Annotated in this window: 17 protein-coding genes; 15 read left to right on the forward strand and 2 right to left on the reverse strand. The window is 65.7% G+C overall.

Annotated elements, in window-relative coordinates:
• Positions 1-148 precede the first annotated feature (148 nt).
• On the forward strand, positions 149-1288 hold the full coding sequence (gene nadA, locus NCCP691_RS06300; RefSeq protein ID WP_220807399.1) for a quinolinate synthase NadA: 1140 nt from the start codon (positions 149-151) through the stop codon (positions 1286-1288).
• Positions 1285-2151, forward strand: coding sequence for a carboxylating nicotinate-nucleotide diphosphorylase (gene nadC / locus NCCP691_RS06305; RefSeq protein WP_220807400.1), 867 nt, complete (start codon positions 1285-1287; stop codon positions 2149-2151). Before nadA ends, nadC begins: the two co-directional genes overlap by 4 nt.
• Positions 2152-2780: 629 nt before the next feature.
• Here nadC and nadB read toward each other — a convergent pair.
• A complete protein-coding gene (gene nadB, locus NCCP691_RS06310) occupies positions 2781-4382 on the reverse strand; it encodes an L-aspartate oxidase (RefSeq protein ID WP_220807401.1) in 1602 nt (533 codons plus the stop codon).
• Positions 4383-4531: 149 nt separating this feature from the next.
• On the opposite strand from nadB, the gene NCCP691_RS06315 reads away from it, so the two are divergent.
• The 3 genes from NCCP691_RS06315 (at position 4532) to NCCP691_RS06325 (ending at position 12184) form a co-directional block, all read left to right on the forward strand.
• Positions 4532-6964 carry a penicillin acylase family protein gene (locus tag NCCP691_RS06315; protein WP_220807402.1) on the forward strand — a complete coding sequence of 811 codons (2433 nt, stop codon included), beginning with the start codon at positions 4532-4534 and terminating at the stop codon, positions 6962-6964.
• 16 nt (positions 6965-6980) lie between these two features.
• On the forward strand, positions 6981-7850 hold the full coding sequence (locus NCCP691_RS06320) for a ribonuclease T2 family protein (protein ID WP_220807403.1): 870 nt from the start codon (positions 6981-6983) through the stop codon (positions 7848-7850).
• A 263-nt stretch (positions 7851-8113) separates the two neighbouring features.
• Positions 8114-12184 carry an ankyrin repeat domain-containing protein gene (locus NCCP691_RS06325; RefSeq protein WP_220807404.1) on the forward strand — a complete coding sequence of 1357 codons (4071 nt, stop codon included), beginning with the start codon at positions 8114-8116 and terminating at the stop codon, positions 12182-12184.
• 110 nt (positions 12185-12294) lie between these two features.
• On the opposite strand, the gene NCCP691_RS06330 is transcribed toward NCCP691_RS06325, so the two are convergent.
• Complete coding sequence (locus NCCP691_RS06330; protein ID WP_238482339.1) at positions 12295-13959, reverse strand: MFS transporter; 1665 nt, start codon at positions 13957-13959, stop codon at positions 12295-12297.
• 292 nt (positions 13960-14251) lie between these two features.
• On the opposite strand from NCCP691_RS06330, the gene NCCP691_RS06335 reads away from it, so the two are divergent.
• The 10 genes from NCCP691_RS06335 (at position 14252) to NCCP691_RS06380 (ending at position 23350) form a co-directional block, all read left to right on the forward strand.
• Positions 14252-15430 (forward strand): acetyl-CoA C-acyltransferase, encoded by a 1179-nt coding sequence (locus tag NCCP691_RS06335; protein ID WP_220807405.1) that lies wholly within the window; start codon positions 14252-14254, stop codon positions 15428-15430.
• A 104-nt stretch (positions 15431-15534) separates the two neighbouring features.
• Positions 15535-17349, forward strand: a complete 1815-nt coding sequence (locus NCCP691_RS06340) for an acyl-CoA dehydrogenase (protein WP_220807406.1) — start codon at positions 15535-15537, stop codon at positions 17347-17349.
• Positions 17350-17388: 39 nt separating this feature from the next.
• Complete coding sequence (locus tag NCCP691_RS06345) at positions 17389-18174, forward strand: SDR family oxidoreductase (RefSeq protein ID WP_220807407.1); 786 nt, start codon at positions 17389-17391, stop codon at positions 18172-18174.
• Between the two features lie 14 nt (positions 18175-18188).
• The gene (locus NCCP691_RS06350; RefSeq protein ID WP_220807408.1) at positions 18189-18623 is read left to right on the forward strand and encodes a PaaI family thioesterase; all 435 of its coding nucleotides are present in this window, start codon (positions 18189-18191) and stop codon (positions 18621-18623) included.
• A gap of 29 nt (positions 18624-18652) precedes the next feature.
• Positions 18653-19651, forward strand: coding sequence for an NADP-dependent oxidoreductase (locus NCCP691_RS06355; RefSeq protein WP_220807409.1), 999 nt, complete (start codon positions 18653-18655; stop codon positions 19649-19651).
• 13 nt (positions 19652-19664) lie between these two features.
• Positions 19665-20591 carry a glutathione S-transferase family protein gene (locus NCCP691_RS06360; protein ID WP_220807410.1) on the forward strand — a complete coding sequence of 309 codons (927 nt, stop codon included), beginning with the start codon at positions 19665-19667 and terminating at the stop codon, positions 20589-20591.
• A gap of 20 nt (positions 20592-20611) precedes the next feature.
• Positions 20612-21517 (forward strand): SDR family oxidoreductase, encoded by a 906-nt coding sequence (locus NCCP691_RS06365; RefSeq protein ID WP_220807411.1) that lies wholly within the window; start codon positions 20612-20614, stop codon positions 21515-21517.
• A 12-nt stretch (positions 21518-21529) separates the two neighbouring features.
• Positions 21530-22426, forward strand: coding sequence for an alpha/beta fold hydrolase (locus NCCP691_RS06370; protein WP_220807412.1), 897 nt, complete (start codon positions 21530-21532; stop codon positions 22424-22426).
• Positions 22427-22475: 49 nt separating this feature from the next.
• Positions 22476-22913, forward strand: coding sequence for an acyl-CoA thioesterase (locus tag NCCP691_RS06375; RefSeq protein WP_220807413.1), 438 nt, complete (start codon positions 22476-22478; stop codon positions 22911-22913).
• Positions 22910-23350: a GNAT family N-acetyltransferase gene (locus tag NCCP691_RS06380; protein ID WP_220807414.1), complete on the forward strand. Its 441-nt coding sequence runs from the start codon at positions 22910-22912 to the stop codon at positions 23348-23350. The genes NCCP691_RS06375 and NCCP691_RS06380 overlap by 4 nt, the downstream gene beginning before the upstream one ends.
• Positions 23351-23473 lie beyond the last annotated feature (123 nt).

Consider the following 23473-nt stretch of genomic DNA (forward strand, 5'->3'; position numbering starts at 1 on the left):
TGGCAAGTATGCAGCCGCCCGAGGCGGTCGTAAAGATTTCCCGATGCGGCATTGCGTCACGGCGCGGCGCCCCCAATTACGTTGCCGCCCCGGTTTTCAAATGTCGGGCATACTTCCGCTACCTGTCGTCCCGCAGCGTCTTAATACTATGCAAACCGTACCGATCAAGAACGTCGAATTCGAACGCCCGCAGATGGAAAGCGGGACCAGTTGCGTCGCCCATGCCTGGGCGCGCGTCCCGGAATCGCTGGACCAGCCGCGCAAGGCCGAGCTCAAGGCGCGCATCAGGCGCCTGCTGGCGGAGAAGCAGGCGGTGCTCGTCGCCCACTACTATGTGGACAGCGACCTGCAGGACCTGGCGGAGGAAACCGGCGGCTGCGTCTCGGATTCCCTCGAGATGGCGCGCTTCGGCCGCGACCATCCGGCCAAGACCCTGGTGGTGGCCGGCGTGCGCTTCATGGGCGAGACCGCCAAGATCCTGAGCCCGGAAAAAACCATTCTCATGCCGGACCTCGACGCGACCTGCTCGCTCGACCTCGGCTGTCCGCCGGAAGAGTTCGCCGCCTTCTGCGATGCGCATCCCGACCGCACCGTGGTGGTCTATGCCAACACCAGCGCGGCGGTGAAGGCGCGCGCCGACTGGATGGTGACCTCGTCCATCGGCCTGGAGATCGTCGAGCATCTGCATGCCCAGGGCAAGAAGATCCTGTGGGCGCCGGACAAGCATCTCGGCGGCTATATCCAGAAGAAGACCGGCGCCGACATGCTGTTGTGGCAGGGCTCCTGCCTGGTGCATGACGAGTTCAAGGGCATCGAACTGGAACTGCTGCGCAAGGAGCATCCGCAGGCCAGGGTGCTGGTGCACCCGGAGTCGCCGGAAGCGGTGGTCGCCCAGGCCGACGTCGTGGGCTCCACCTCGCAACTGATCGCCGCCGCGAAGTCGCTCGATGCGCGGGAATTCATCGTCGCCACCGACAACGGCATCCTGCACAAGATGCGGATGGCGGCGCCTGGCAAGATCTTCATCGACGCGCCCACCGCCGGCAACAGCGCCACCTGCAAGAGCTGCGCGCACTGCCCCTGGATGGCGATGAACGGCCTGCAGAACCTGGCGGACGTGCTGGAAAGCGGCCGCAACGAAATCCACGTCGATCCGGAGATCGGCCGCAAGGCACGGGTCTGCATCGACCGCATGCTGGATTTCGCCGCGCAGCGCAAGGCGAACGTGCGTCCCGGCGCCGACCTGGCGAAAGAGCAGAAACTGTTCGCGGGGATCGGTCCGGCATGAGCACCCTGAAAAATCCGCACGCTCCCTTCGACCCGGCCCTGGCCGCGGCGTTTGAAGCCAACATCGCCGCCGCGCTTGCCGAGGATGTCGGCAGCGGCGACGTGACCGGCCTGCTGGTGCCCGAGCAGGAATGGGTCAAGGCGCGCGTGGTCGTGCGCGAGGACGCCGTCCTGTGCGGCGCGCCCTGGTTCGAAGGCGTGATGAAGCAGCTCGATGCCCGCATCCGCATCACCTGGCATTACGCCGAGGGCGACATGATGAAGGCCGACAGCGAAGTCTGCGCGATCGAGGCGCCCGCCCGGGCGCTGATGACGGCGGAGCGCAGCGCGCTCAATTTCCTGCAGCTGCTGTCGGGCGTGGCGAGCGCCACGCGGCGCTACGTCGACGTCATCGCCGGCACCCGTGCCGCGATCCTCGACACACGCAAGACGCTGCCCGGACTGCGGCTGGCGCAGAAGTACGCCGTCCGCGTCGGCGGAGGCAAGAACCAGCGTCTCGCCCTGTACGACGGCATCCTGATCAAGGAAAACCACATCGCCGCGGCCGGCGGCATTGCCCCTGCCATGCGCGCCGCCCTCGCGCTCAACGCCGGCGTATCGATCCAGATCGAAGTGGAAAACCTCGACGAACTCGCGCAGGCGCTGTCGGCTGGCGCCACCTCGATCCTGCTCGACAACTTCAGCACCGGCATGATGCGCGAGGCGGTGAAGCTGACCGCAGGCCGCGCGGTGCTGGAAGCATCGGGTGGAGTGAACATGGACAGCGTGCGCGCGATCGCCGAGACCGGGGTCGACCGTATCTCGATCGGCAGCCTGACCAAGGATGTGCGGGCGACGGATTATTCGTTGCGGGTGATCGGGTAAGTGGCGTAATCGCCGATTTCATCAAGAGACTACGCCAATCAAGTAGTGCCGGCCTCCGTGCCGGCACCGACGGCGGCGGTCCGGAGAACGAAGATACGCAGACGATGCCGCGACCTCCGCTGGGCCGGCAGGGACGCCGGCCCTACCACGCCAATCAGGTAGTGCCGGCCTCGTGCCGGCACCAACGGCGGCGGTCCGAAGAATGAAGATACCCAGGCGATGCCGCGACCTCCGCTGAGCCGGCAGGGACGCCGGCCCTACCACGCCAATGAGGTAGTGCCGGCCTCCGTGCCGGCACCAACGGCGGCGATCCGGAGAATGAAGATACGCAGGCGACGCCGCAACCTCCGCTGGGCCGGCAGGGACGCCGGCCCTACCACGCCAATCAGGTAGTGCCGGCCTCCGTGCCGGCACCAACGGCGGCAGTCCGGAGAATGAAGATACCCAGGCGATGCCGCGACCTCCGCTGAGCCAGCAGGGACGCCGGCCCATTACGCCGATCAAGTAGTGCCGGCCTCCGTGCCGGCACCAACGGCGGCAGTCCGGAGAACGAAGATACGCAGGCGATGCCGCGACCTCCGCTGAGCCGGCAGGGACGCCGGCCCTACCGCGACCGCAATGCCCGGACGCTAGCGCCGCTCCGGCGCGAGCACGGTCGGCAAGGCCTTCGGCAGGGTCTCGGGGAAGTCCTGGCTGTAATGCAGGCCGCGGCTTTCATGTCTCGACAGCGCGCTGTCGACGATCAGCGAAGCGACGTCCACCAGGTTGCGCAGCTCGAGCAGGTCGCGGGTGATGCGGAAATGCGCGTAGTACTCGTAGATCTCTTCCCGCAGCAGCCGGATACGGTGCTGCGCACGCTCCAGCCGCTTGGTGGTGCGCACGATGCCGACGTAATTCCACATGAAGCGCCGCAGCTCGTCCCAGTTGTGCGCGATCACCACTTCCTCGTCGGCATCCGTCACGCGGCTCTCGTCCCATGCGGGCAGGTCCATCGCCGGCGGCTGCGGCTGCGCCTCGATATGCTGGGCGGCGGCGCGGCCGAGCACGAGGCATTCGAGCAATGAGTTGCTGGCGAGACGGTTGGCGCCGTGCAGGCCGGTGTAAGCGGTCTCGCCCACGGCGTAGAGGCCGGGGAGGTCGGTGCGGCCGCAGATGTCGGTGACGATGCCGCCGCAGGTGAAGTGCACCGCCGGCACGACAGGTATCGGCTGTTTCGTGATGTCGATGCCCAGCTCCAGGCAGCGCGCGTAGATCGTCGGGAAATGCTCCTTCAGGAATTCCGGCGGCTGGTGAGTGATGTCGAGGTCGACATAGTCGAGGCCGCGCTTTTTCATCTCGAAGTCGATCGCGCGGGCGACCACGTCGCGCGGCGCGAGTTCGGCGCGCGGATCATGGTCGGGCATGAAGCGCTTGCCCGCCGCCGCGCCGGCCTCCGCCGGCAGCTTCAGCAGGCCGCCTTCGCCGCGTACCGCTTCGCTGATCAGGAAGGACTTGGCATACGGATGATAGAGGCAGGTCGGATGGAACTGGATGAACTCCATGTTGGCGATCCGGCAGCCGGCGCGCCAGGCCATCGCGATGCCGTCGCCGGTCGCGGTGTCGGGATTGGTCGTGTACAGGTAGACCTTGCCCGCGCCGCCGGTGGCGAGCACCGTATGGGCCGCCGCCAGCGTCGTGACGTTGCCGGTGTTGACGTCCTGTACATAAAGGCCCGCGCAGTAGGGCCGGCCTTCATGCCGTCCCAGCTTGTCGGAGCGGATCAGGTCGATCGCGAAATGATTTTCGAGGATGGTGATGTTCGGATGCGCGCGCGCTTTTTCTTCCAGCGTGACCTGCACCGCATGACCGGTGGCATCGGCGGCATGGATGATGCGGCGCTGGCTGTGGCCGCCCTCGCGTGTCAGGTGAAAACCGAGTTCCGCCTTCGGGTCGGGCGTGAAGGGCACGCCCTGTTCGATCAGCCATTCGATCGCCGCGCGCCCGTTTTCGATGATGTAGCGGGTGGCGCCCTCGTCGCACAGGCCGGCGCCGGCAACGAGGGTGTCGGCGATGTGCTGCTCATGGCTGTCGGACGAGTCGAGCACCGCGGCGATGCCGCCCTGTGCCCAGTTGCTCGCGCCGTCCAGCAGGCCGCGTTTGGAGACCACCACGACCTTGCGCGTGCGGGCAAGATGCAGGGCGACCGACAGGCCGGCGAGACCGCTGCCGACGATGGCGACATCAAATTTCATAAGATGGACCTGGTTCTGCTGTTGGGTCGAAAGGGAAGCCGACATCTTACCACCGGGTAAAGTTGAAGGCCCGGAGCGGCCCGGGCCCTGATAAGCTTGCGCACCTGTGCGACGTGATGCGTGGCGCAAGCCGGAGGAGTACAACAACTATGACTGGAAAAATAAGGAAAGTTGCGGCAGCCGCCGTACTGCTGGCCGCCGCTGCGGCGGGCGGCGCATGGTGGTACCGCTCGGCGACCCTGCCGCAGATGGACGGCACGCTGCAGGCGGCCGGCCTCGGATCGCCGGTGGAGATCGTGCGCGACGCGGAGGGCATTCCCCACATCTATGCGAAGACGGCCGAGGATGCCTGGCACGCGCTCGGTTACCTCCATGCGCAGGACCGGCTGTGGCAGCTGGAAATGAACCGCAGGATCGCGTCGGGACGCATGGCGGAAATCCTCGGGCCGAACGCGGCCGATACCGACCGTTTCCTTCGCACGCTCGGCGTGCGGCGCAACGCCGAACGCATCCTGCAGCGGCTGGCGCCGGAGACCCGCGCCGTGCTCGACGCCTATGCGCGCGGCGTCAATGCCTGGCTGAGCACGCGCAGCGGTCCGCTGCCGCCGGAATTCCTGCTCACCGGCGCGCCCGCGCCGGAGCCCTGGCAGCCGGCGGATTCGCTCGGCTGGCAGACCATGATGGCCTGGGACCTGGGTGCCAACTGGACCCAGGAATTGCTGCGCATGCGGCTGTCCCAGCGGCTCTCGCTCGACCGGATCAACGAATTCCTGCCGCCGTATCCGGGTGATGCGGTGGTGCCGACGCGCGATTACACCGTGCTGTACCGCGACCTGGCCGGCACGACCGCCCAGCTCGGCAGGGTGGCCTCGGTCGCGCCGCCGTCGCTGATCGAGGGCATGGGCTCCAACAACTGGGTGGTGTCGGGGGCGCGCTCGGCGACCGGCAAACCCTTGCTCGCCAATGATCCGCACCTGGGCCTGTCGGCGCCGGCGCTCTGGTATTTCGCCCACCTGTCGGCGCCGGGGCTCAACGTGATCGGCGCCACGCTGCCCGGCATCCCCGGCGTCGTTCTCGGCCGCAACGACCGCATCGCCTGGGGCTTCACCAATACCGCGCCCGACGTGCAGGACCTGTACATCGAGCAGATCAACCCGGACAACCCGCGCCAGTACCGCACGCCCGACGGCTGGGCGGAGTTCGCGACGCGCACCGAAACCATCCGCGTCAAGGGACAGCCCGACATCACGCTGGAGGTGCGCGAGACCCGGCATGGCCCGGTCATCACCGGAGCGCTGCCGGTGATGGCGAAGGCGCCGCTGGATGCGAAGAAGCATGTGGTGTCGTTCGCCTGGACCGCATTGCGCGAGGACGACATGACGCTGCAGGCCGGCGTGAAGTTCAATACCGCCCGCAACTGGCAGGAATTCCTCGAGGCCGCGCGCGACTTCGGCGCGCCGCAGCAAAGCATCGTGTATGCGGACGTGGACGGGAACATCGGCTTCGTCGCCCCCGGCCGCGTGCCGGTGCGACGGGCCGACAACGATCTCAAGGGCCTCGCGCCCGCGCCCGGCTGGGAGGCGCGCTACGACTGGAACGGCTTCATTCCCTTCGAGGAGTTGCCGCGGTCCTTCAATCCTCCGGAACATCAGGTGGTGACCGCCAACCACAAGATCGTTGGCGACGACTATCCGCACTTCCTGACCAGCGAATGGAGCCTGCCTTATCGCGCGAGGCGCATCTCGGCGCTGCTCGACGCCGCGCCGAAGCACAGCATCGACAGCTTCGCGATGATGCAGAAGGACACGCTGTCGCTGGCAGCCGAAGAACTGCTGCCGCTGCTGCGCGCGACCGAGCCCGTCTCGGAGCGGGGACGGAAAGCCCTGCAGCTGCTGGCGAACTGGCAGGGCGAGATGGCGGCGGACCGCGCCGAGCCGCTGATCTTCAATGCCTGGGTACGGATGGCATCGCGCCGCATCTTCGAGGATGAACTCGGGCCTGAGCTGTTCCGGGACTACTGGGAGCAGCGCAATACCCACCAGCCGACGGTCGACGTGCTGCGCGACCGGCAAGGACGGGGCCGCTGGTGCGCCGACACGGCCGACACCTCGTCAGCGCCGCAGACCTGCGCCCGCCTGCTGGCGCGCTCGCTGGAAGAGGCGCTGTCCGACCTGGAGCAGCGTTATGGCGCGGACATGTCTGCGTGGCGCTGGGGCGAGGCGCATGCCGCGCGCTCGGAACACCGGCCCTTCGCGCGGGTGGACATGCTCGCGCGCTTCTTCGATGTGCGCGTGCCGACGCCGGGCGATACCTACACGGTCAACGTGGGACGGCACAACCCGAAAGACGAAAAGCATCCGTTCGCCAACCGCCACGCTGCCAGCCTGCGCGCGCTCTACGACTTGTCCGACCTGGAGAACTCCCGCTTCATCCAGTCCACCGGCCAGTCGGGCAACCCGCTGTCCCCGCTGTACCGCAATTACGCCGCGCGCTGGGCGGAGGTGAAGTACCTGCCGATGAAAACCCGGCGCCAGGACGTGGAGCAGGGCGCGCTCGGCACGCTGGTGCTGCAGCCCGGGTAATGAGGAGAATCCGCAAATGAAAGCGCATCGTCTTGCGGCGCTGATCGCCGCGCTGCTGTCCCCGTTCGCCGGCGCCGCGTCCTGCGTCGACCCGCTCGACACCTTCGACAAGTACAACGAGGCGGTTCCCGAACGCCAGAAGAACGACATCCCCTCGGAATACTATGTGATGTCGTATTCCTGGGCGCCGCACCACTGCGCGGGCGCGGAGCGCCGCAGCAAGCAGCCGGGCGGCCGGAATTACCTGCAGTGCGGCAGCGGCCGCAGCTTCGGCTACGTGCTGCACGGCCTGTGGCCGCAGGGATCGAAAGCCAGACCGGGCCATTACCCGCGCGCCTGCGAGGGCGACCAGCCGCGCATCGACCGCAAGCTGCTCGAAAAGTATCTCTGCATGAGCCCGAGCGTGTGGCTGCTGCAGCATGAGTACGAGTATCACGGCACCTGCATGCACGACGAGGCGCTGGAAGACCCGAAGACCTATTTCGACACGGCGCTGCGCCTGCATCAGCAGCTGCGGCTGCCCGACCGGGAACTGCCCGACACGGCGGAGAGCCGTCGCTGGCTGCTGGCCAACAATCCCCACCTCCGGCCCGATGGCATCCAGTACTACGCCAAGGGGAAGGAATGGCAGTTTTGTTTCGATACCCGCTTCAGTCCCACCTCGTGTCCCGGCGCGTCCCCGGCGGGAAGGCCGGAAGCAAGGACGGAAGCCGATGCGTCCTGCAGGATCAAGGGCAACGTCAACCGGCGGGCCGGTACCCGGCTGTATTTCACGCCGGCGCATCCCGACTACGCGTCCGTAAAGATCAACACCGCCGACGGCGAACGCTGTTTCGCGACGGAGGAAGACGCCCGCGCGGCAGGATGGCGCAAGGCGCCTGAGTAAGGTCCGCATCTCTCCGGAGCCGATGGCGGGACCCTCCCGCCGCCAGTGTCGGCCGTCCGGCCCCGGGCCCGCGCAGCCCTCCACCCGGTGCGCGCGAGGGAACTGTTCCATCCGTCCCGCCACCCACGCGTCCGAAACGCGAAGCGCAAGCGCTGCAGGCACGCCGGCGGTTTCCACCGCCGCGTCTTCCCCATGTGCCCGCCTGCGCACGCCGCCGCATCGTGCACTTCCCTGCATACCAATCGGACTATCGGACCCGTTCAATGCCCTTTTCCTTTCCCGCCATCTTCACTCGTTCCCCCCTGCCCACGGCATCGCGCCGCGAGCATGACAGCGAACGTCAGCCGCTGCTGCCTGCACAGGCACACGGCCATGCCATCGCCCACGCCGCGAGTGAGCGGCCTGGCCGGCCAGTCATCCATACCAGCCCCTTGCATGCGTACCGGACCTCGCAGTTCGGGCGGCTATGGCATCAGTACACCCATCATGGGCTGATTCAGGAAAACGGCCGGCCCAACTTCGAACTCGCCCGCCGCATGCTCCACAAGCTGCTTTTCCGTACGGGGCTCATCTCCGTTGACGCCGCGGCGAACGTGGCCGCGGGCGTGATCGCCGGGCTGGTTTCGCGTGCCATCCTGACGCGTTTCACCAGCCATGACGCAAGCGTGCTGCAGGAAGCGGTCCTCAACTCGGTCCGCTTCCTCGTCGACAGGCAACCCGCGGCCATGACGGGACGGGCGCTCGGTGTCGACGAGAAAACCGCGCTGGGGCTGCTGTTTCTCGCGGTCTACCATCAGCAGCAGAGCGGGGGCCAGGGCATGGAGTTCGCGCTGGCCACGCAGCTGGCCGGCGGAACGACGGCCGCGGTCCATGCATTCGTCGACTTGGTCCGCCAGCTGTATCCCACCCGGAGCGAGGATCTCAAGGCGGTGTACGACACCATCATTGCCCGGGACGGGAAACTGATCGAGACCATGCCGGAGGACCGCAGATATTCCGTCATGGTCTTGCGGCGGGAGCTGGAGATGGCGCTGGTCGCTCCCGCAAGACGCGGCAAGGAGGTCGACGGCGAGCGCGTGCGCGAGCTGATCGAGGCGCTCGACGCTCACCTGCACATGTGGAAGAGCATGTGCGCCAGGCCGGTCAACATCTGGGGTTACGACACGACGAGCCCGGAGGACGTCCGCAAGAGGGAACGCATCAATTTTCTCGAAAAGCGGCTGAGCCAGCAGGTCTCCCGCGACAAGAACAGTCAGAAGGCCGTCGAGACGTTCATCGAGCGCATGCGCATGCAGCGGTCCAGCAAGTGGGACCCCGATGCCCACGGGGACAGCATGCCCAAGCTGAATGTGCTGCTCGGCGTGGGCGGGCCGGGGACCGGCAAGACCTATCTTGGCAAGCTGCTGGTGGAGTTGTCGGGCGAGGACGGCGTCGAAGTCGGTTTCAAGTACCTTGTCGGGTACATGGCGCCGCCCGACGAGGCGGACAAGCGGGGCGGAACATCGATTTCGCCCTTCAAGGCACACAGCCAGTTCTTCAACGTGATGATGAAAAGCCGTACCGCGCTGGTCATATGCAACGAGGCGGACCTCATCGGCAAGGGGGGCGAAGGCATGGGCACGAATCAGGGCTACGTGGATGCCGTCAAGCGCGCCTTCGACCCGGCGGGGCCGGGTATCATCACCCTGGAGAGCGAGCCGCGCTACTCCAACTACATCGTCGACTTGCGCAGCACGTCGTTCTATATCACCAGCAATCACGCGCCCACCGACCCGGCCATCATTCGGCGTTTCTGCCCCATTGAAATCACGGGCATCCCGCTGCCGGCCCGCCGCGAGATCGCCAGGAGCACAGTCGAGGAGTGCCTGCGCAACACGATCCCCGCGTACTTCGCCCTCAGCCCCGAACAAACCGCGTCCCTCCGGCGGGAGATGGCGAACCTGATGGAGTTCATCATCGACAAAAGCCTGGAGGACGCGGGGCCGTCGAACATGAAGGTGGCCATCGGCGATGTGCTGCGCTACATGGCCAGGGCCTACATGGACGGGACGAGAAATCTGGCGCCCGCATCGTCCGGAGATGACTTGCTGGCGGGCGTGCCCGACCCCGACCATGGACCGAGCTGGCCACAGGTCTCCGAGTCCGATATCGAGCTGGAACTGAGGAACGTCGTCGACGCGTCCTTCAAGAAATACCGCGAGGGCAGTGCAATCCTCAATATGCTCGACGCGGCGAAAGAGAAGCTCGAGGCGCTGGACAGGCAGGGTATGAGAAGGCTGGCGGAGTTGCCAACGGTCGAAGAGTATCTGGCGTCGGCGGAGGAGGCGAAGCTTTCGGCAAAGGACACGATTCTCTTCGTCGATAAAGCCTTGCAGCAGCAATGGAAGGAAGCGATCGACAACATGCCGCCGGATGCCCGGCGGTTCGCCGAGAAATTGTCGACCGCGGCGAAGAACAGCCTGACTTACCTGAACTATGTGGATGCGGCCGCGGCGAAGTCGAATGAATCGTACATGAACGCCGAGTTTTTCCTGAAATTTCTCGATCGGCTCGCGCGCACGCCGCTGCAACGCAAGAATCTGTCGCATTGGGAAGCGGGCGGCGATGTCGCGCAGCGCGAGCAGATTCACCAGGCGCTGGAGAGCATCGAAGGCCTTTTCGATAGCGACGTCAACAAGCGGCGCGTCAGCGAATTGCTGAGGTCCTACATAGACAGCACCGTGCCGCTGCCACCGGGCCAGGATGCGCCCGATCCTGCCCTGAAAGGAGCGAATACGCTCGTCATTACCGGCCCGGCGGGCGCGGGGAAGGACTTCCTGCCCCGCGAAATCGTCAGTCGGCTCGGACTCAGAGCCGTGCAGATGACCATTCCCCGGTTCCTGGCGATCATGCGGAATGAAAAAGTCAAGGACGCGCCGCAGCTTCCCAACTGTTCGGTGGACGAGGCCCTCGGTCCATGCAGCGAGCTGCTGCAGGGGGACGGCGACGCCGTGCTCGTCTTTTCGGGCGAGGAACTGGCGCAGCTGAGCGATGCGGACAAGATCGAACTCAACCGCCTGCTCTCTCCGAACGCGGTGAACCCGTCCATCACGCTGCGGCCCATGGGCGGCGTGTCCTTCCGGATCGACGTGGCGGGGCTGCTCAAGATCTTCACCATGCGCGAGCAGCTCGACGACGAACAGACGTTCAGCAACGCGCGGTCGATCACCATCGGCACGCTGTCGCCGGAAATGCAGAGGGAATCGGCCCGCCAGATCTTTGCCGCCCAGGTCGCGGGACTGGATAATTTCGATATTCCCCCCGAGGCCAGACGCAGGATCGTCGACGCCTGCGGCAGCATGATGGATTACGTCATCAGCGAGAACAACAAGATCGAGGGCGGGCCCGCGCTGCTGCAGAGAGTGTTCGCGGGCCTGTTCGCGGTCGAACGGAATGATTTCCAGAAGCGCGTGATGGAACGTGGCAAGCAGCGCGCCGACGCCCCGGCGCGGCCGGTGACCCCGGGGACGCCGCCCGGGTCCCGGGAGCCGGCGCAAACGAGTGCCCCACCGGAACACCTGATCGCCTATGTCGATTCAGTGTTTGCCGATCACAGGCAGGCGCTGACGAAACGGCGCGCGGCGGCCGGGGCCAGGGCCGAAGACAAGCCGAAGGCGGTGTCCGCACCGGCCGGCAGGCCCGTCGCCGCGCCGTCGCAGGCGAGACCGTCGGGCAGCGCCGAGATCGCCGGACTGCTCGCGCGGCTCGACCCCGAGCAGTTGCGGGAAGCGATCAGGACGCTGGCCGAAACGACGGGGGCCGACGAGCGGGTGCCTGCGGGCCAGCAGAGCATCCGCAAATTCTTTGCGCCGGTGCCGACGTTGATGGATGCGGTAAGCGCGGGAGACCTTGATCAGGTGGAGAAGATGCTCAAGAGCTCCGGCAGGCTCAAGTTACTTCAGCGCCCGAATACGGAGGGCGAAACGGTCCTGCATGTCGCTGCACGCCTGGGGAAACTGGAAGTGCTGGAGTTGCTTCTCGCGGACGGCCGCGCGCTGACCGCGATGCTTCCCGACGCCGGGGGCAGGACCCCGCTGCACGCGGCCGCTGCCGCCGGACAAGGCGGGTGTGCCCAAAGACTGATGGAGGCCGCGCCGGGCCAACTCGCGGCCCGGGATAACGATGGCAATTCCGTATTGCACCTGGCGGCGACGCGCGGGGATGAAATCCTGGTCGACCTTCTGCTGAAGGACGGCCGGGTGAATCCGACGCTGCAAAACAATGCGGGCGAGGTTGCGGCAGCGATCGCACTGAAGAATGGAAACCCCGATCTGGCGCGGCGCCTGCTGGGCTAGCCTGCGCGGCGGGTCCGGCCCCGCATCCGAACAAAAAAAAGCCGCCGGATAAACCGGCGGCTCGGAGAATCCGGGGCCCTGTTGAAGCCCCGGCGACGATCAAGCTGTCATTAGTCGTTCGCGTAGATGTCGCGATCCTTGGTCTCGCGCACGAACAGCAGGCCGATCACGAAGGTGAGCAGGGCGATCACGATCGGATACCAGAGGCCGTAGTAGATGTCGCCCTTGTAGGCCACCAGCGCGAACGAGGTGGTCGGCAGCAGGCCGCCGAACCAGCCGTTACCGATGTGGTAGGGCAGGGACATCGAGGTGTAGCGGATACGGGTCGGGAACATTTCAACCAGCATCGCGGCGATCGGGCCGTAGACCATGGTCACGTAGATCACCAGAAGCACCAGCAGCGCCAGCACCATCGGCTTGTTGATCTGAGCCGGATCGGCCTTGCTCGGATAGCCGGCGGCCTTGATGGCGTCGCCGAGTTCCTTGCTGAATGCTTTTTCCTTGGCGGCGGCTTCTTCCTTGGACAGGCCTTCGGCGCTGTACGCCTGGATCACCTTGTCGCCGATCTTCACGCTGGCGGCGGTGCCGGCCGGAGCCACTTCGTTGGAGTAGTTGACCGAAGCGGCGGCCAGCTTGGCCTTCACGATGTCGCAGGACGAGGTGAACTTCTTGGTGCCGGTCGGGTTGAACTGGAACTGGCAGTCGTTCGGGTCGGCAGTCACCACCACCGGTGCGTTCTTGATCGCGTTTTCCAGGGCCGGGTTGGCGTAGTGGGTCAGCGCGTTGAAGATCGGGAAGTAGGTGAGTGCGGCGATCAGGCAGCCGCCGAGGATGATCGGCTTGCGGCCGATCTTGTCGGACAGCGAACCGAAGACGATGAAGAACGGGGTGCCGATGATCAGCGATGCCGCGATCAGCAGGTTGGCGGTGGCGCCGTCGACCTTCAGCGTCTGCGTCAGGAAGAACAGTGCGTAGAACTGGCCGGTGTACCAGACCACGGCCTGGCCGGCGGTCAGGCCAACCAGGGCCAGGATCACGATCTTCAGGTTCTTCCACTGGCCGAAGGATTCGGACAGCGGCGCCTTCGAGGTCTTGCCTTCAGCCTTCATCTTGGCGAAAGCCGGGGACTCGTTCATCGACAGGCGGATCCAGACCGAGATCGCGAGCAGGAAGACCGACAGCAGGAACGGGATGCGCCAGCCCCACGCCGCGAAGGCTTCTTCGCCGACCGCGGTACGGGTGCCGAGAATGACCAGCAGCGACAGGAACAGGCCCAGGGTCGCGGTGGTCTGGATCCACGCCGTGTAGGCGCCGCGCTTGCCGTGCGGTGCGTGCTCGGCGACGTAGGTCGCCGCGCCGCCGTACTCGCCGCCGAGCGCGAGGCCCTGCAGGATGCGCAGCGTGATCAGGATGATCGGCGCAGCGATGCCGATCGAGGCGTAGGTGGGCAGCAGGCCGACGATGAAGGTCGAGATGCCCATGATCAGGATGGTGACCAGGAAGGTGTACTTACGGCCGATCATGTCGCCGAGGCGGCCGAACACCAGCGCGCCGAAAGGACGGACGATGAAGCCGGCGGCGAACGCCAGCAAGGCAAAGATGAACGCGGTGGTCGGGTCGGTGCCGGCGAAGAACTGTTTCGCGATGATCGCGGCCAGCGAGCCGTAAAGGTAGAAGTCGTACCACTCGAACACGGTGCCCAGGGAGGATGCGAAAATGACTTTCCGCTCCTCCGCCGTCATGCCGCGTACAGCAGTTGTTTGTACTGTCGCCATGCTTATCTCCTCGTTAATAATAAAAATGCATGCGCAGGTTTCCTGGCACGGTAGGAGTGTGCGACGCGAACCTTACGTCTGCCTTGCTCCAAACTTACAGAACCTTACAACTCCGGCAAGGTCGGAAAGGGCGGCCCGGCGCCGGTTTGCGCCGTTCGCGGCAGGCAATAATTTACGAACGATCGTGCTAAAACTATGCTATTCTGCGATTCAGCTTGTCTTCCGAACAGCATAAATAACCAAGTCTCGGACACCGATCCGAGCGCCCGACACTTCACTCAAGGAGCCAAAAATGACTGACGCCGTCATCGTATCCACCGCACGCACCGGCCTTGCCAAGTCCTGGAAAGGCGCATTCAACATGACCCACGGCGCCACCATGGGCGGCCATGTGCTCAAGGCCGCGATCGAGCGCGCCGGGATCGAGCCGGGGCTGGTGGAAGACGTGATCATGGGCTGCGCCACGCCCGAGGGCGCGACCGGCAGCAACATCGCGCGCCAGATCGCGCTGCGCGCCGGCTGCCCGGTGACCACCGCCGGCATGACCATCAACCGTTTCTGCTCCTCGGGCCTGCAGACCATCGCCACCGCGGCCCAGCGCATCATCGCCGGCGAGGGCGACGTCTATGCGGCCGGCGGCGTCGAGTCGATCTCCTGCGTGCAGAACGAAGCCAACAAGCACATGCTGGCCGAAGTCTGGCTGCGCCAGAACAAGCCGGAAATCTACTGGCCGATGCTGCAGACCGCAGAGACCGTGGCCAAGCGCTACAACATCAGCAAGGAGCGCCAGGACGAGTACGGCGTGCGCAGCCAGCAGCGCGCCGCCGCCGCGCAGGCCGCCGGCAAGTTCAACGACGAGATCGTGCCGATGACGACCATCATGGGCGTGGCCGACAAGGAAACCGGCATGCTGGTGACGCGCGAAGTCACCATCGCCGCCGACGAAGGCATCCGCGCCGACACCACGATCGAAGGCGTCTCCAAGATCCGCACCGCGCTGCCGGGCGGCGTGATCTCCGCCGGCAATGCCAGCCAGTTCTCCGACGGCGCCTCCGCCGCCATCGTCATGAGCAGCAAGCTCGCCGAGCAGAAGGGCCTGCAGCCGCTGGGCATCTTCCGCGGCTTCGCGATCGCCGGCTGCGAACCGGATGAAATGGGCATCGGCCCGGTGTTCGCGATTCCCAAGCTGCTGCAGAAGACCGGCGTGAAGATCGAGGACATCGGCCTGTGGGAACTGAATGAAGCCTTCGCGGTGCAGGTGCTGTACTGCCGCGACAAGCTCGGCATCCCCGACGACCGCCTCAACGTCAACGGCGGCGCGATCGCCGTCGGCCATCCCTACGGCGTGTCGGGCGCGCGCCTGACCGGCCATGCCCTGATCGAGGGCAAGCGCCGCGGCGCCAAGTACGTGGTGGTCACCATGTGCATCGGCGGCGGACAGGGTGCCGCCGGCCTGTTCGAAGTGGTGTAAGACACCGGACAAACGTGGGCGCTGCGGCGCCCACGTGCACATTCAACGCCAGTACCGTGCCGCGGCGCGTCTGCCGCGGCGCCTCCATCTGCAGGACAGATATCATGCAATCGAAAATCGTCTCCCGCCGCGACCTCGACTTCATCCTCTACGAACTGCTGCGCGCCGAAGAACTGACCGCGCGGCCGCGCTACGCCGACCACAGCCGCGAAACCTTCAATGCCGCGATGGATACCTGCGAGCGCATCGCTACCGACCTGTTCGCGCCGCACAACAAGAAGAACGACCAGGAAGAACCGCATTTCGACGGCGAGAAGGTGCACATCATCCCGGAAGTGAAAACCGCGCTGAAGGCCTTCTGCGAATCGGGCCTGATGGCCGCCGGCCAGGATTTCGAACTCGGCGGCATGCAGCTGCCGGTGCTGATCGAAAAGGCCGGCCTCGCCTACTTCAAGGGCGCCAACGTCGGCACCTCGTCCTATCCCTTCCTCACCATCGGCAATGCCAACACGCTGCTCAAGTGCGGCACGCCGGAGCAGATCGAGACCTTCGTCAAGCCGATGCTGGAAGGCCGCTTCTTCGGCACCATGTGCCTGTCCGAGCCGCAGGCCGGTTCCTCGCTGTCGGACATCGTCACCCGCGCCGAGCCCCAGCCCGACGGCACCTATCGCCTCAAGGGCAACAAGATGTGGATTTCCGCCGGCGAGCATGAGCTGTCGGAGAACATCGTCCACCTGGTGCTGGCCAAGGTGCCCGACGAGAACGGCAAGCTGATCCCGGGCGTGAAGGGCATTTCGCTGTTCATCGTGCCGAAGAAGCTGGTCAATCCCGACGGCAGCATCGGCGAGCGCAACGACGTGGTGCTGGCCGGCCTCAACCACAAGATGGGTTACCGCGGCACCACCAACTGCCTGCTCAATTTCGGCGAAGGCAAGTTCAGGCCGGGCGGCAAGGCGGGCGCGGTCGGCTACCTGGTCGGCGAAGTGCACAAGGGCCTGGCCAACATGTTCCATATGATGAACGAGGCCCGCATCGGCGTCGGCCTCGGTGCTGTCATGCTCGGCTACACCGGCTATCTGCACGCGCTGGAGTATGCGCGCGAGCGTCCGCAGGGCCGTCATCCGATGAACAAGGACCCGGCGCAGCCGCAGCTCCCGATCATCCAGCACACCGACGTCAAGCGCATGCTGCTGGCGCAGAAGTCCTATGTCGAAGGCGGACTCGCGCTCAACCTGTACTGCGCGCGTCTGGTCGACGAAGAGCGCACCGCCGAGACGCCGGAAGCGCGCAAGCAGGCCTCGCTGCTGCTCGACATCCTGACCCCGATCGCCAAGTCCTGGCCGTCGCAGTGGTGTCTCGAAGCGAACAACCTCGCGATCCAGGTGCACGGCGGCTATGGCTACACGCGTGAATACAATGTCGAGCAGTTCTACCGCGACAACCGCCTCAATCCCATCCATGAAGGCACCCACGGCATCCAGGGCCTGGACCTGCTCGGCCGCAAGGTGGTGATGCAGGACGGCGCCGCCTTCAGGGCGCTCGGCGGGGAAATACGCAAGACCATCGCCAGGGCGGGCGAGGTGCCCGAACTGGCCGGCTACGCGCAGGCACTGGCTGCGGCCGCGCAGCGCATCGAACAAGTCACCCGCTCCCTCTATGCCGTCGGCGACCTCAACAAGACCCTGGCCAACGCCAGCGCCTACCTCGAAGCCTTCGGTCACACCATGGTGGCGTGGATCTGGCTGCAGAAGGCACTGCTCTGCGTCAGCAAGACCGGCCACGACGAGGACTTCTACCGCGGCAAGCTCCAGGCCTGCGCCTACTTCTTCAAGTGGGAACTGCCGAAGGTCCACACCCAGCTGGACCTGCTGGAAAGCATAGACACCACCACGCTCGACATGCAGGACGAGTGGTTCTGAAGATCCGACCTCTGTAACCCGTAACCTGGAACCCGACACATGCGCAACGTACAACAATTATTCGACCTCAACGGCAAGACCGCACTCGTCACCGGCGGCTCCCGCGGCCTCGGCCTGCAGATCGCCGAGGCGCTCGGCGAGCAGGGCGCGAAGATCGTGCTGTCTTCCCGCAAGCAGGCCGACCTCGACGAGGCGGTCGCCCATCTGAACCAGCGCGGCATCGAAGCCAGCGCCATCGCCGCCGACCTGTCGAAGGAAGCCGCGGTGCAGCCGCTGGTGGATGAGGCGATGAAGCGCCTCGGCCACATCGACATCCTCGTCAACAACGCGGGCGCCACCTGGGGCGCGCCGGCGGAAGACTATCCGCTGGAAGCCTGGGACAAGGTGATGAACCTGAACATCCGCAGCATCTTCCTGCTGTCGCAGGCGGTGGGCAAGGCGTCGATGATCCCGCGCAAATACGGCCGCATCATCAACGTCGCCTCGATCGCCGGCTTGTCCGGCAACGGCCCGGGCTCGATGCAGACCGTCGCCTACAACACCTCCAAGGGCGCGGTGGTCAACTTCACCCGCACGCTGGCCGGCGAATGGGGCCGCTACGGCATCACCGTCAACGCGCTGGCACCGGGATTCTTCCCGTCGAAGATGACCAAGGGCACGCTGGAAGCGGTGGGCGAGGAAAAGCTCGCGCAGCGCGCGCCGCTGCAGCGCATCGGCGACGACGAAGACCTCAAGGGCGCGGCCATGCTGTTCGCCTCCGACGCCGGCAAGCACATCACCGGCCAGGTGCTGGCGGTGGACGGCGGCGTCTCGGCGGTGCACTGAGGGACGGCAAGCCGATGGATTTCAAGGAACCCAAGCCGTTCCCGGCCGAGATCCCGTTTCTGCACGATCTCGGCGTCGAGTTTCTCGGCATGGAAAACGGCGAAGCCGCGATCGCGCTCAACCTCGAAAAGCGGCACATGAACAGCTGGCAGGTGACCCACGGCGGCGTCACCATGACGCTGCTCGACGTGGTGATGTCCATGGCCGGCCGCTCGCTCGATCCCGATGCGCGCGGCGGCGTCACCGTGGAGATGAAGACCAGCTTCCTGCAGCCCTGCGGGCGCGCCGGCGGCCGCATCGTGGCGAAGGGACGGGCCTTCCATCGCTCCACCACGATGTGCTTCTGCGACGGCGAGCTGTGGGACGGCGACAAGCTGGTGGCCAAGGCGATGGGGACCTTCAAGTATCTCAAGCGCCTGGATGTGGCAAAAAAGCTCGAACACGAATAACCAAGTACAACAAGCATAGCGAGGCAGACATGACGAACACCTACAAGCGCCTGGTCCTGGCGTCCCGTCCCAGGGGGCAGGTCACCCCCGACAATTTCCGTCTCGAGGAAGTGCCGGTGCCGGAGATCGCCGACGGCCAGCTGCTGGTCCGCAATCACTACCTGTCGCTCGATCCCTACATGCGCATGCGGATGGAGGACGTGAAGAGCTATGCCGCGCCGCAGGCGATCGGCGAGACCATGATCGGCGGTACGGTGGGCGAGGTGGTCGCCAGCAAGCATCCGAAGTTCAAGGTCGGCGACAAGGTGCAGGGCATGTTCGGCTGGTCCGAGATGGGCGTGTCCGACGGCGCGCTGCTGCGCAAACTCGATACCACTCATGTGCCGCTGTCCGCCTATCTGGGCGCGGTCGGCATGCCGGGCATGACAGCCTGGTACGGCCTGACCCAGATCATGCAGCCCAAGCCGGGCGAGACCATCGTCGTCTCCGCCGCCAGCGGCGCGGTCGGCAGCGTGGTCGGCCAGCTGGCGAAGCTGCGCGGCTGCCGCGCGGTCGGCATCGCCGGCGGCGCCGAAAAATGCGCGTATGTGGTCGATGAACTCGGCTTCGACGCCTGCATCGACTATAAGGCCGGCAGGCTGGAGGCCGATCTGGCCGCCGCCACCCCGAACGGCATCGATGCCGTGTTCGAGAACGTCGGCGGCGATGTTTTCGACGCCAGCCTCGCGCGCATGAATCCCTTCGGCCGCATCGCCCTGTGCGGGATGATCGCCGGCTACGACGGCGAACCGATGCCGATCAAAAACTCCCGCGTCTTCCTCACCATGCGGCTGACGATGCGCGGCTTCATCGTGTCCGAGCACATGGACCTCTGGCCGCAGGGCCTGCAGGAACTGGGCGGACTGGTGGCGGCGGGCAAGCTCAGGTTCCGCGAGTCGGTGGCGCAGGGGCTGGAGGCGGCGCCCGAGGCCTTCATCGGCATGTTGAAGGGCAAGAACTTCGGCAAGCAGCTGGTCAAGCTGATCTGAGGCGGGAGTCGTCATGGCCGGCCTCATCCTGCATCATTACGCGAACTCGCCGTTTTCGGAAAAGATCCGCCTGATCTTCGGCTACAAGCAGCTGGAGTGGTCCTCGGTCACCATTCCCGCCATCATGCCCAAGCCGAACCTGACGGCGCTCACCGGCGGCTACCGGCGCACGCCGGTGCTGCAGAACGGCGCCGACATCTATTGCGACACCGCGCTGATCGCCGACGTGATCGAGCGCATCGCGCCGCAGCCGCCGCTCTGTCCGGCCGGTCTGGACGGCATCGCGCGCACCCTCGCGCAGTGGGCGGATGCCACCCTGTTCTGGACCGTGATCGCCTATGTCTTCCAGCCGGCGGCCGTGCCCCATTTGCTTGGCGGCCTGCCGCCGGAACAGATCAAGGCATTCAGCGCCGACCGCGCGGCGATGCGCGGCAATGCGCCCCGCATCGGCGCCGCGGACGGGACGGGTGCGCTGCGCGAGTATCTGCGGCGTCTCGAGGACATGCTGGCGGACAGGGAGTACCTGCTTGCCGCGCAGCCGACGATCGCCGATTTCTCGGTCGCGCACTGCATCTGGTTCATCCGCCTGGCCAAGCCGCTCGCGGGCATCCTCGACGCCTTTCCGAAGCTGCTGGCATGGGCCGACCGCATGCAGGCGACCGGACATTACCGGTACACGAGCATCAGCGATGAACAGGCGGTGGAGATCGCGCGGCGGGCGCAGCCGGCCGCCGTCGGCGACCGGGAGTTCGTCGATACCCACGGCATCGCGCTCGGCGAGCGGGTCAGCGTGACGCCGACCGACTACGCGCTCGACCCGGTCGAGGGCGAACTGGTGATCTGCGCGGCGAATGAATATGCTGTGCGGCGCGAGGACCCGCAAGCCGGCGAGGTGGTCGTGCATTTCCCGCGCATCGGCTTTCAGCTCAAGAAAATCTGACATATTCACAAGGAGACAGCATGAAGAACTTCAAGGACAAGGTTGCCGTCATCACCGGCGGCGCCAGTGGCTTCGGGCGCGAATTCGCGCTGATCGGCAACGGTCTCGGCATGAAGCTGGTGCTGGCGGACGTCCAGCAGGACGCGCTCGACAAGACCGTGGCCGAGCTGCAGGGGCTGGGCGCGCAGGTCGTCGGCGTGCTGTGCGACGTGCGCAAGGCCGAGCAGGTGCAGGCGCTGGCCGACACCGCGATGCAGAAGTTCGGCGCGGTGCATCTCGTCTTCAACAACGCCGGTGTCGGCAGCGGCGGCCTGGTCTGGGAAAACTCGATCGCCGACTGGGAATGGGTGCTCGGCGTGAACCTGTGGGGCGTGATCCACGGCGTGCGCACCTTCACTCCCCTGATGCTCGAATGCGCGAAGAAGGACCCCGGCTACGAGGGCCATATCGTCAACACCGCCTCCATGGCCGGCCTGCTCAACGCCCCCAACATGGGCATCTACAACGTCTCCAAGCACGCGGTGGTGTCGCTGTCGGAAACCCTGTACCAGGACCTGCAGCTGATCAAGGCGCCGATCGGCGCCTCGGTGCTGTGCCCGTACTTCGTCCCGACCGGCATCCATCGTTCCGAGCGCAACCGTCCGGACGACGTGAAGGAAGAGAGCGGCAAGACGCTCAGCCAGATCGTGGCGCAGGCGGTGTCCGACAAGGCGGTCACCTCGGGCAAGGTGACCGCGGCCGAGGTCGCGCAGCGCACTTTCGACGCCATCGCTTCCGGCCAGTTCTACATCTACTCCCATCCGCAGGCGCTGGGCAATGTGCAGACCCGGATGGAAGACATCGTCACCCAGCGCAATCCGAGCGACCCGTTCGCGGCCGCCCCGCAGATTCGCGAACTGATCCAGTCCAAGCTCAACATCCAGTAAGCGGAGGTCGATATGCCAGCTGCCATCCAGGAAGGTCAGTACGCACCGCTGCCGAACGGCACGCGCCTGCACTACGCAAGCGCCGGAGAGAAGGGCAAGCCGCTGCTGCTGTTCGTGCACGGCTTTCCCGAGTTCTGGTATGAATGGGAAGTGCAGCTGGCCGAATTCGGCGGCGAGTACTACGCGGTCGCGCCCGACCTGCGCGGCTTCAACCTGTCGGACATGCCGTCCGACGCCGCCGCCTACAAGCCCCGTCACATCGTCGACGACCTGCGGCTGCTGGCCGAGCATCTCGGCTACGAAAAATTCGTGATGGTCGCGCATGACTGGGGCGGCGCGATCGCCTGGAACTTCGCGATCGCGCTGCCGCAGCTGCTGCACAAGCTGGTGATCGTCAACGCGCCGCATCCCTATCTGTTCATGCGCGCGCTGGCCGGCGATCCGGCCCAGCAGAAGGCGAGCGCCTACATGAACTGGCTGCGCGCCGAAGGCTCCGAGGCCGCGCTGGCCAAGGACGATTTCAAGATGCTGGAGAGCTTCCTCAACGGTCTCGGCCAGTCGCCCACGCCGTGGTTCACCGACGAGGTGAGGAAGCGCTATCACGCCTGCTGGGCGCGCGGGCTGACCGGCGGCGTCAATTACTACCGGGCCTCGCCGCTGCATCCGCCCACCGCCGACCATCCCGGCCCGCTCAGGCTGGAACTGAAGGCGGACGATTTCCGGGTCAGGGTGCCGACCCGCGTGATCTGGGGCGAGAGCGATGTCGCATTGCCCAAGTCCCTGCTCGACGGACTGGATGAAGTGGTCGACGATCTCAGGGTCACGCGCATCCCGGAAGGCAGCCACTGGGTGATTCACGAGCAGCCCGCCCGGGTCAACGACCTGATCCGCGGCTACCTCGCGGACTGAGCGGCAATCGCGGATAATTCCGGCATCATCACCACGGAGACACGATTACATGGCACGCGCCGATTTTTCCTTCTTCCACACCCTGCGGGTGCGCTGGGCCGAAGCCGACATGCAGGGCATCGTTTTCAACGGCCACTATCTGACCTACTTCGACGTAGCGTTCACCGAGTACTGGCGTGCGACCGAACTGCCGAGCGTGCTGCAGCAGGCAGCCGACGGCCGCGAGATGTTCGCGCGCAAGGCCACGGTGGAATACCACGCGCCCGCGCGCTTCGACGACGTGCTCGACATCGGTGTGCGCTGCGCCGCCTTCGGCCGCAGCTCCATGCGCTACGTGCTCGAGATTTTCCGCGGCGAGGAGCACCTGATCTCGGGCGAACTCGTCTACGTCTATGCCGACACGTCGGCGCGCAAGGGCGTCGCCATCCCCGAGGACTGGCGGCAGACGATCACGCGTTTTGAAAGGCTCGCCCCGGCAACCGCATGAACAACACCGCCATCGAAACCGGCCCCTGGGAAGCCCTGCGCGAGGACGCGCAGGCGATCCGCTACCAGGTATTCGTCGTCGAACAAAAGGTGCCCCTCGAACTGGAGTGGGACGAGATGGATCCGCAAAGCCTGCATGCGGTCGCGCGCGACGCCGCCGGCAGGGCGGTCGGCACCGGTCGCCTGCTGCCGGACGGGCACATCGGCCGCATGGCGGTGCTGCCCGAATACCGTGAGTGCGGCATCGGCGGCGCCATCCTGCGCGCGCTGATGGAGAAGGCGCGCGCGCGAGGCGACCGCGAGGTGATGCTCAATGCCCAGACGCAGGCGCAGGGGTTTTATGCCGCCCACGGATTTTCCGTCACCGGCGACATCTTCATGGAAGCCGGCATCCCGCATGTGTGCATGCGGCATGTCTTCACGTCGGACCGGCGCTAGCTGTGATGTTTCAATAGGTTGTTCTGGTTCATTCGGATTGGATTTGAGAAACTGGAAATCGCCAAACCCCCAGTTCTCAAAGAAGCCAACCGAATGAACATCCATAAGAATGCCCGATTGACG

The sequence above is a fragment of the Noviherbaspirillum aridicola genome (assembly GCF_019656455.1).
GTDB lineage: Bacteria > Pseudomonadota > Gammaproteobacteria > Burkholderiales > Burkholderiaceae_D > Noviherbaspirillum > Noviherbaspirillum aridicola.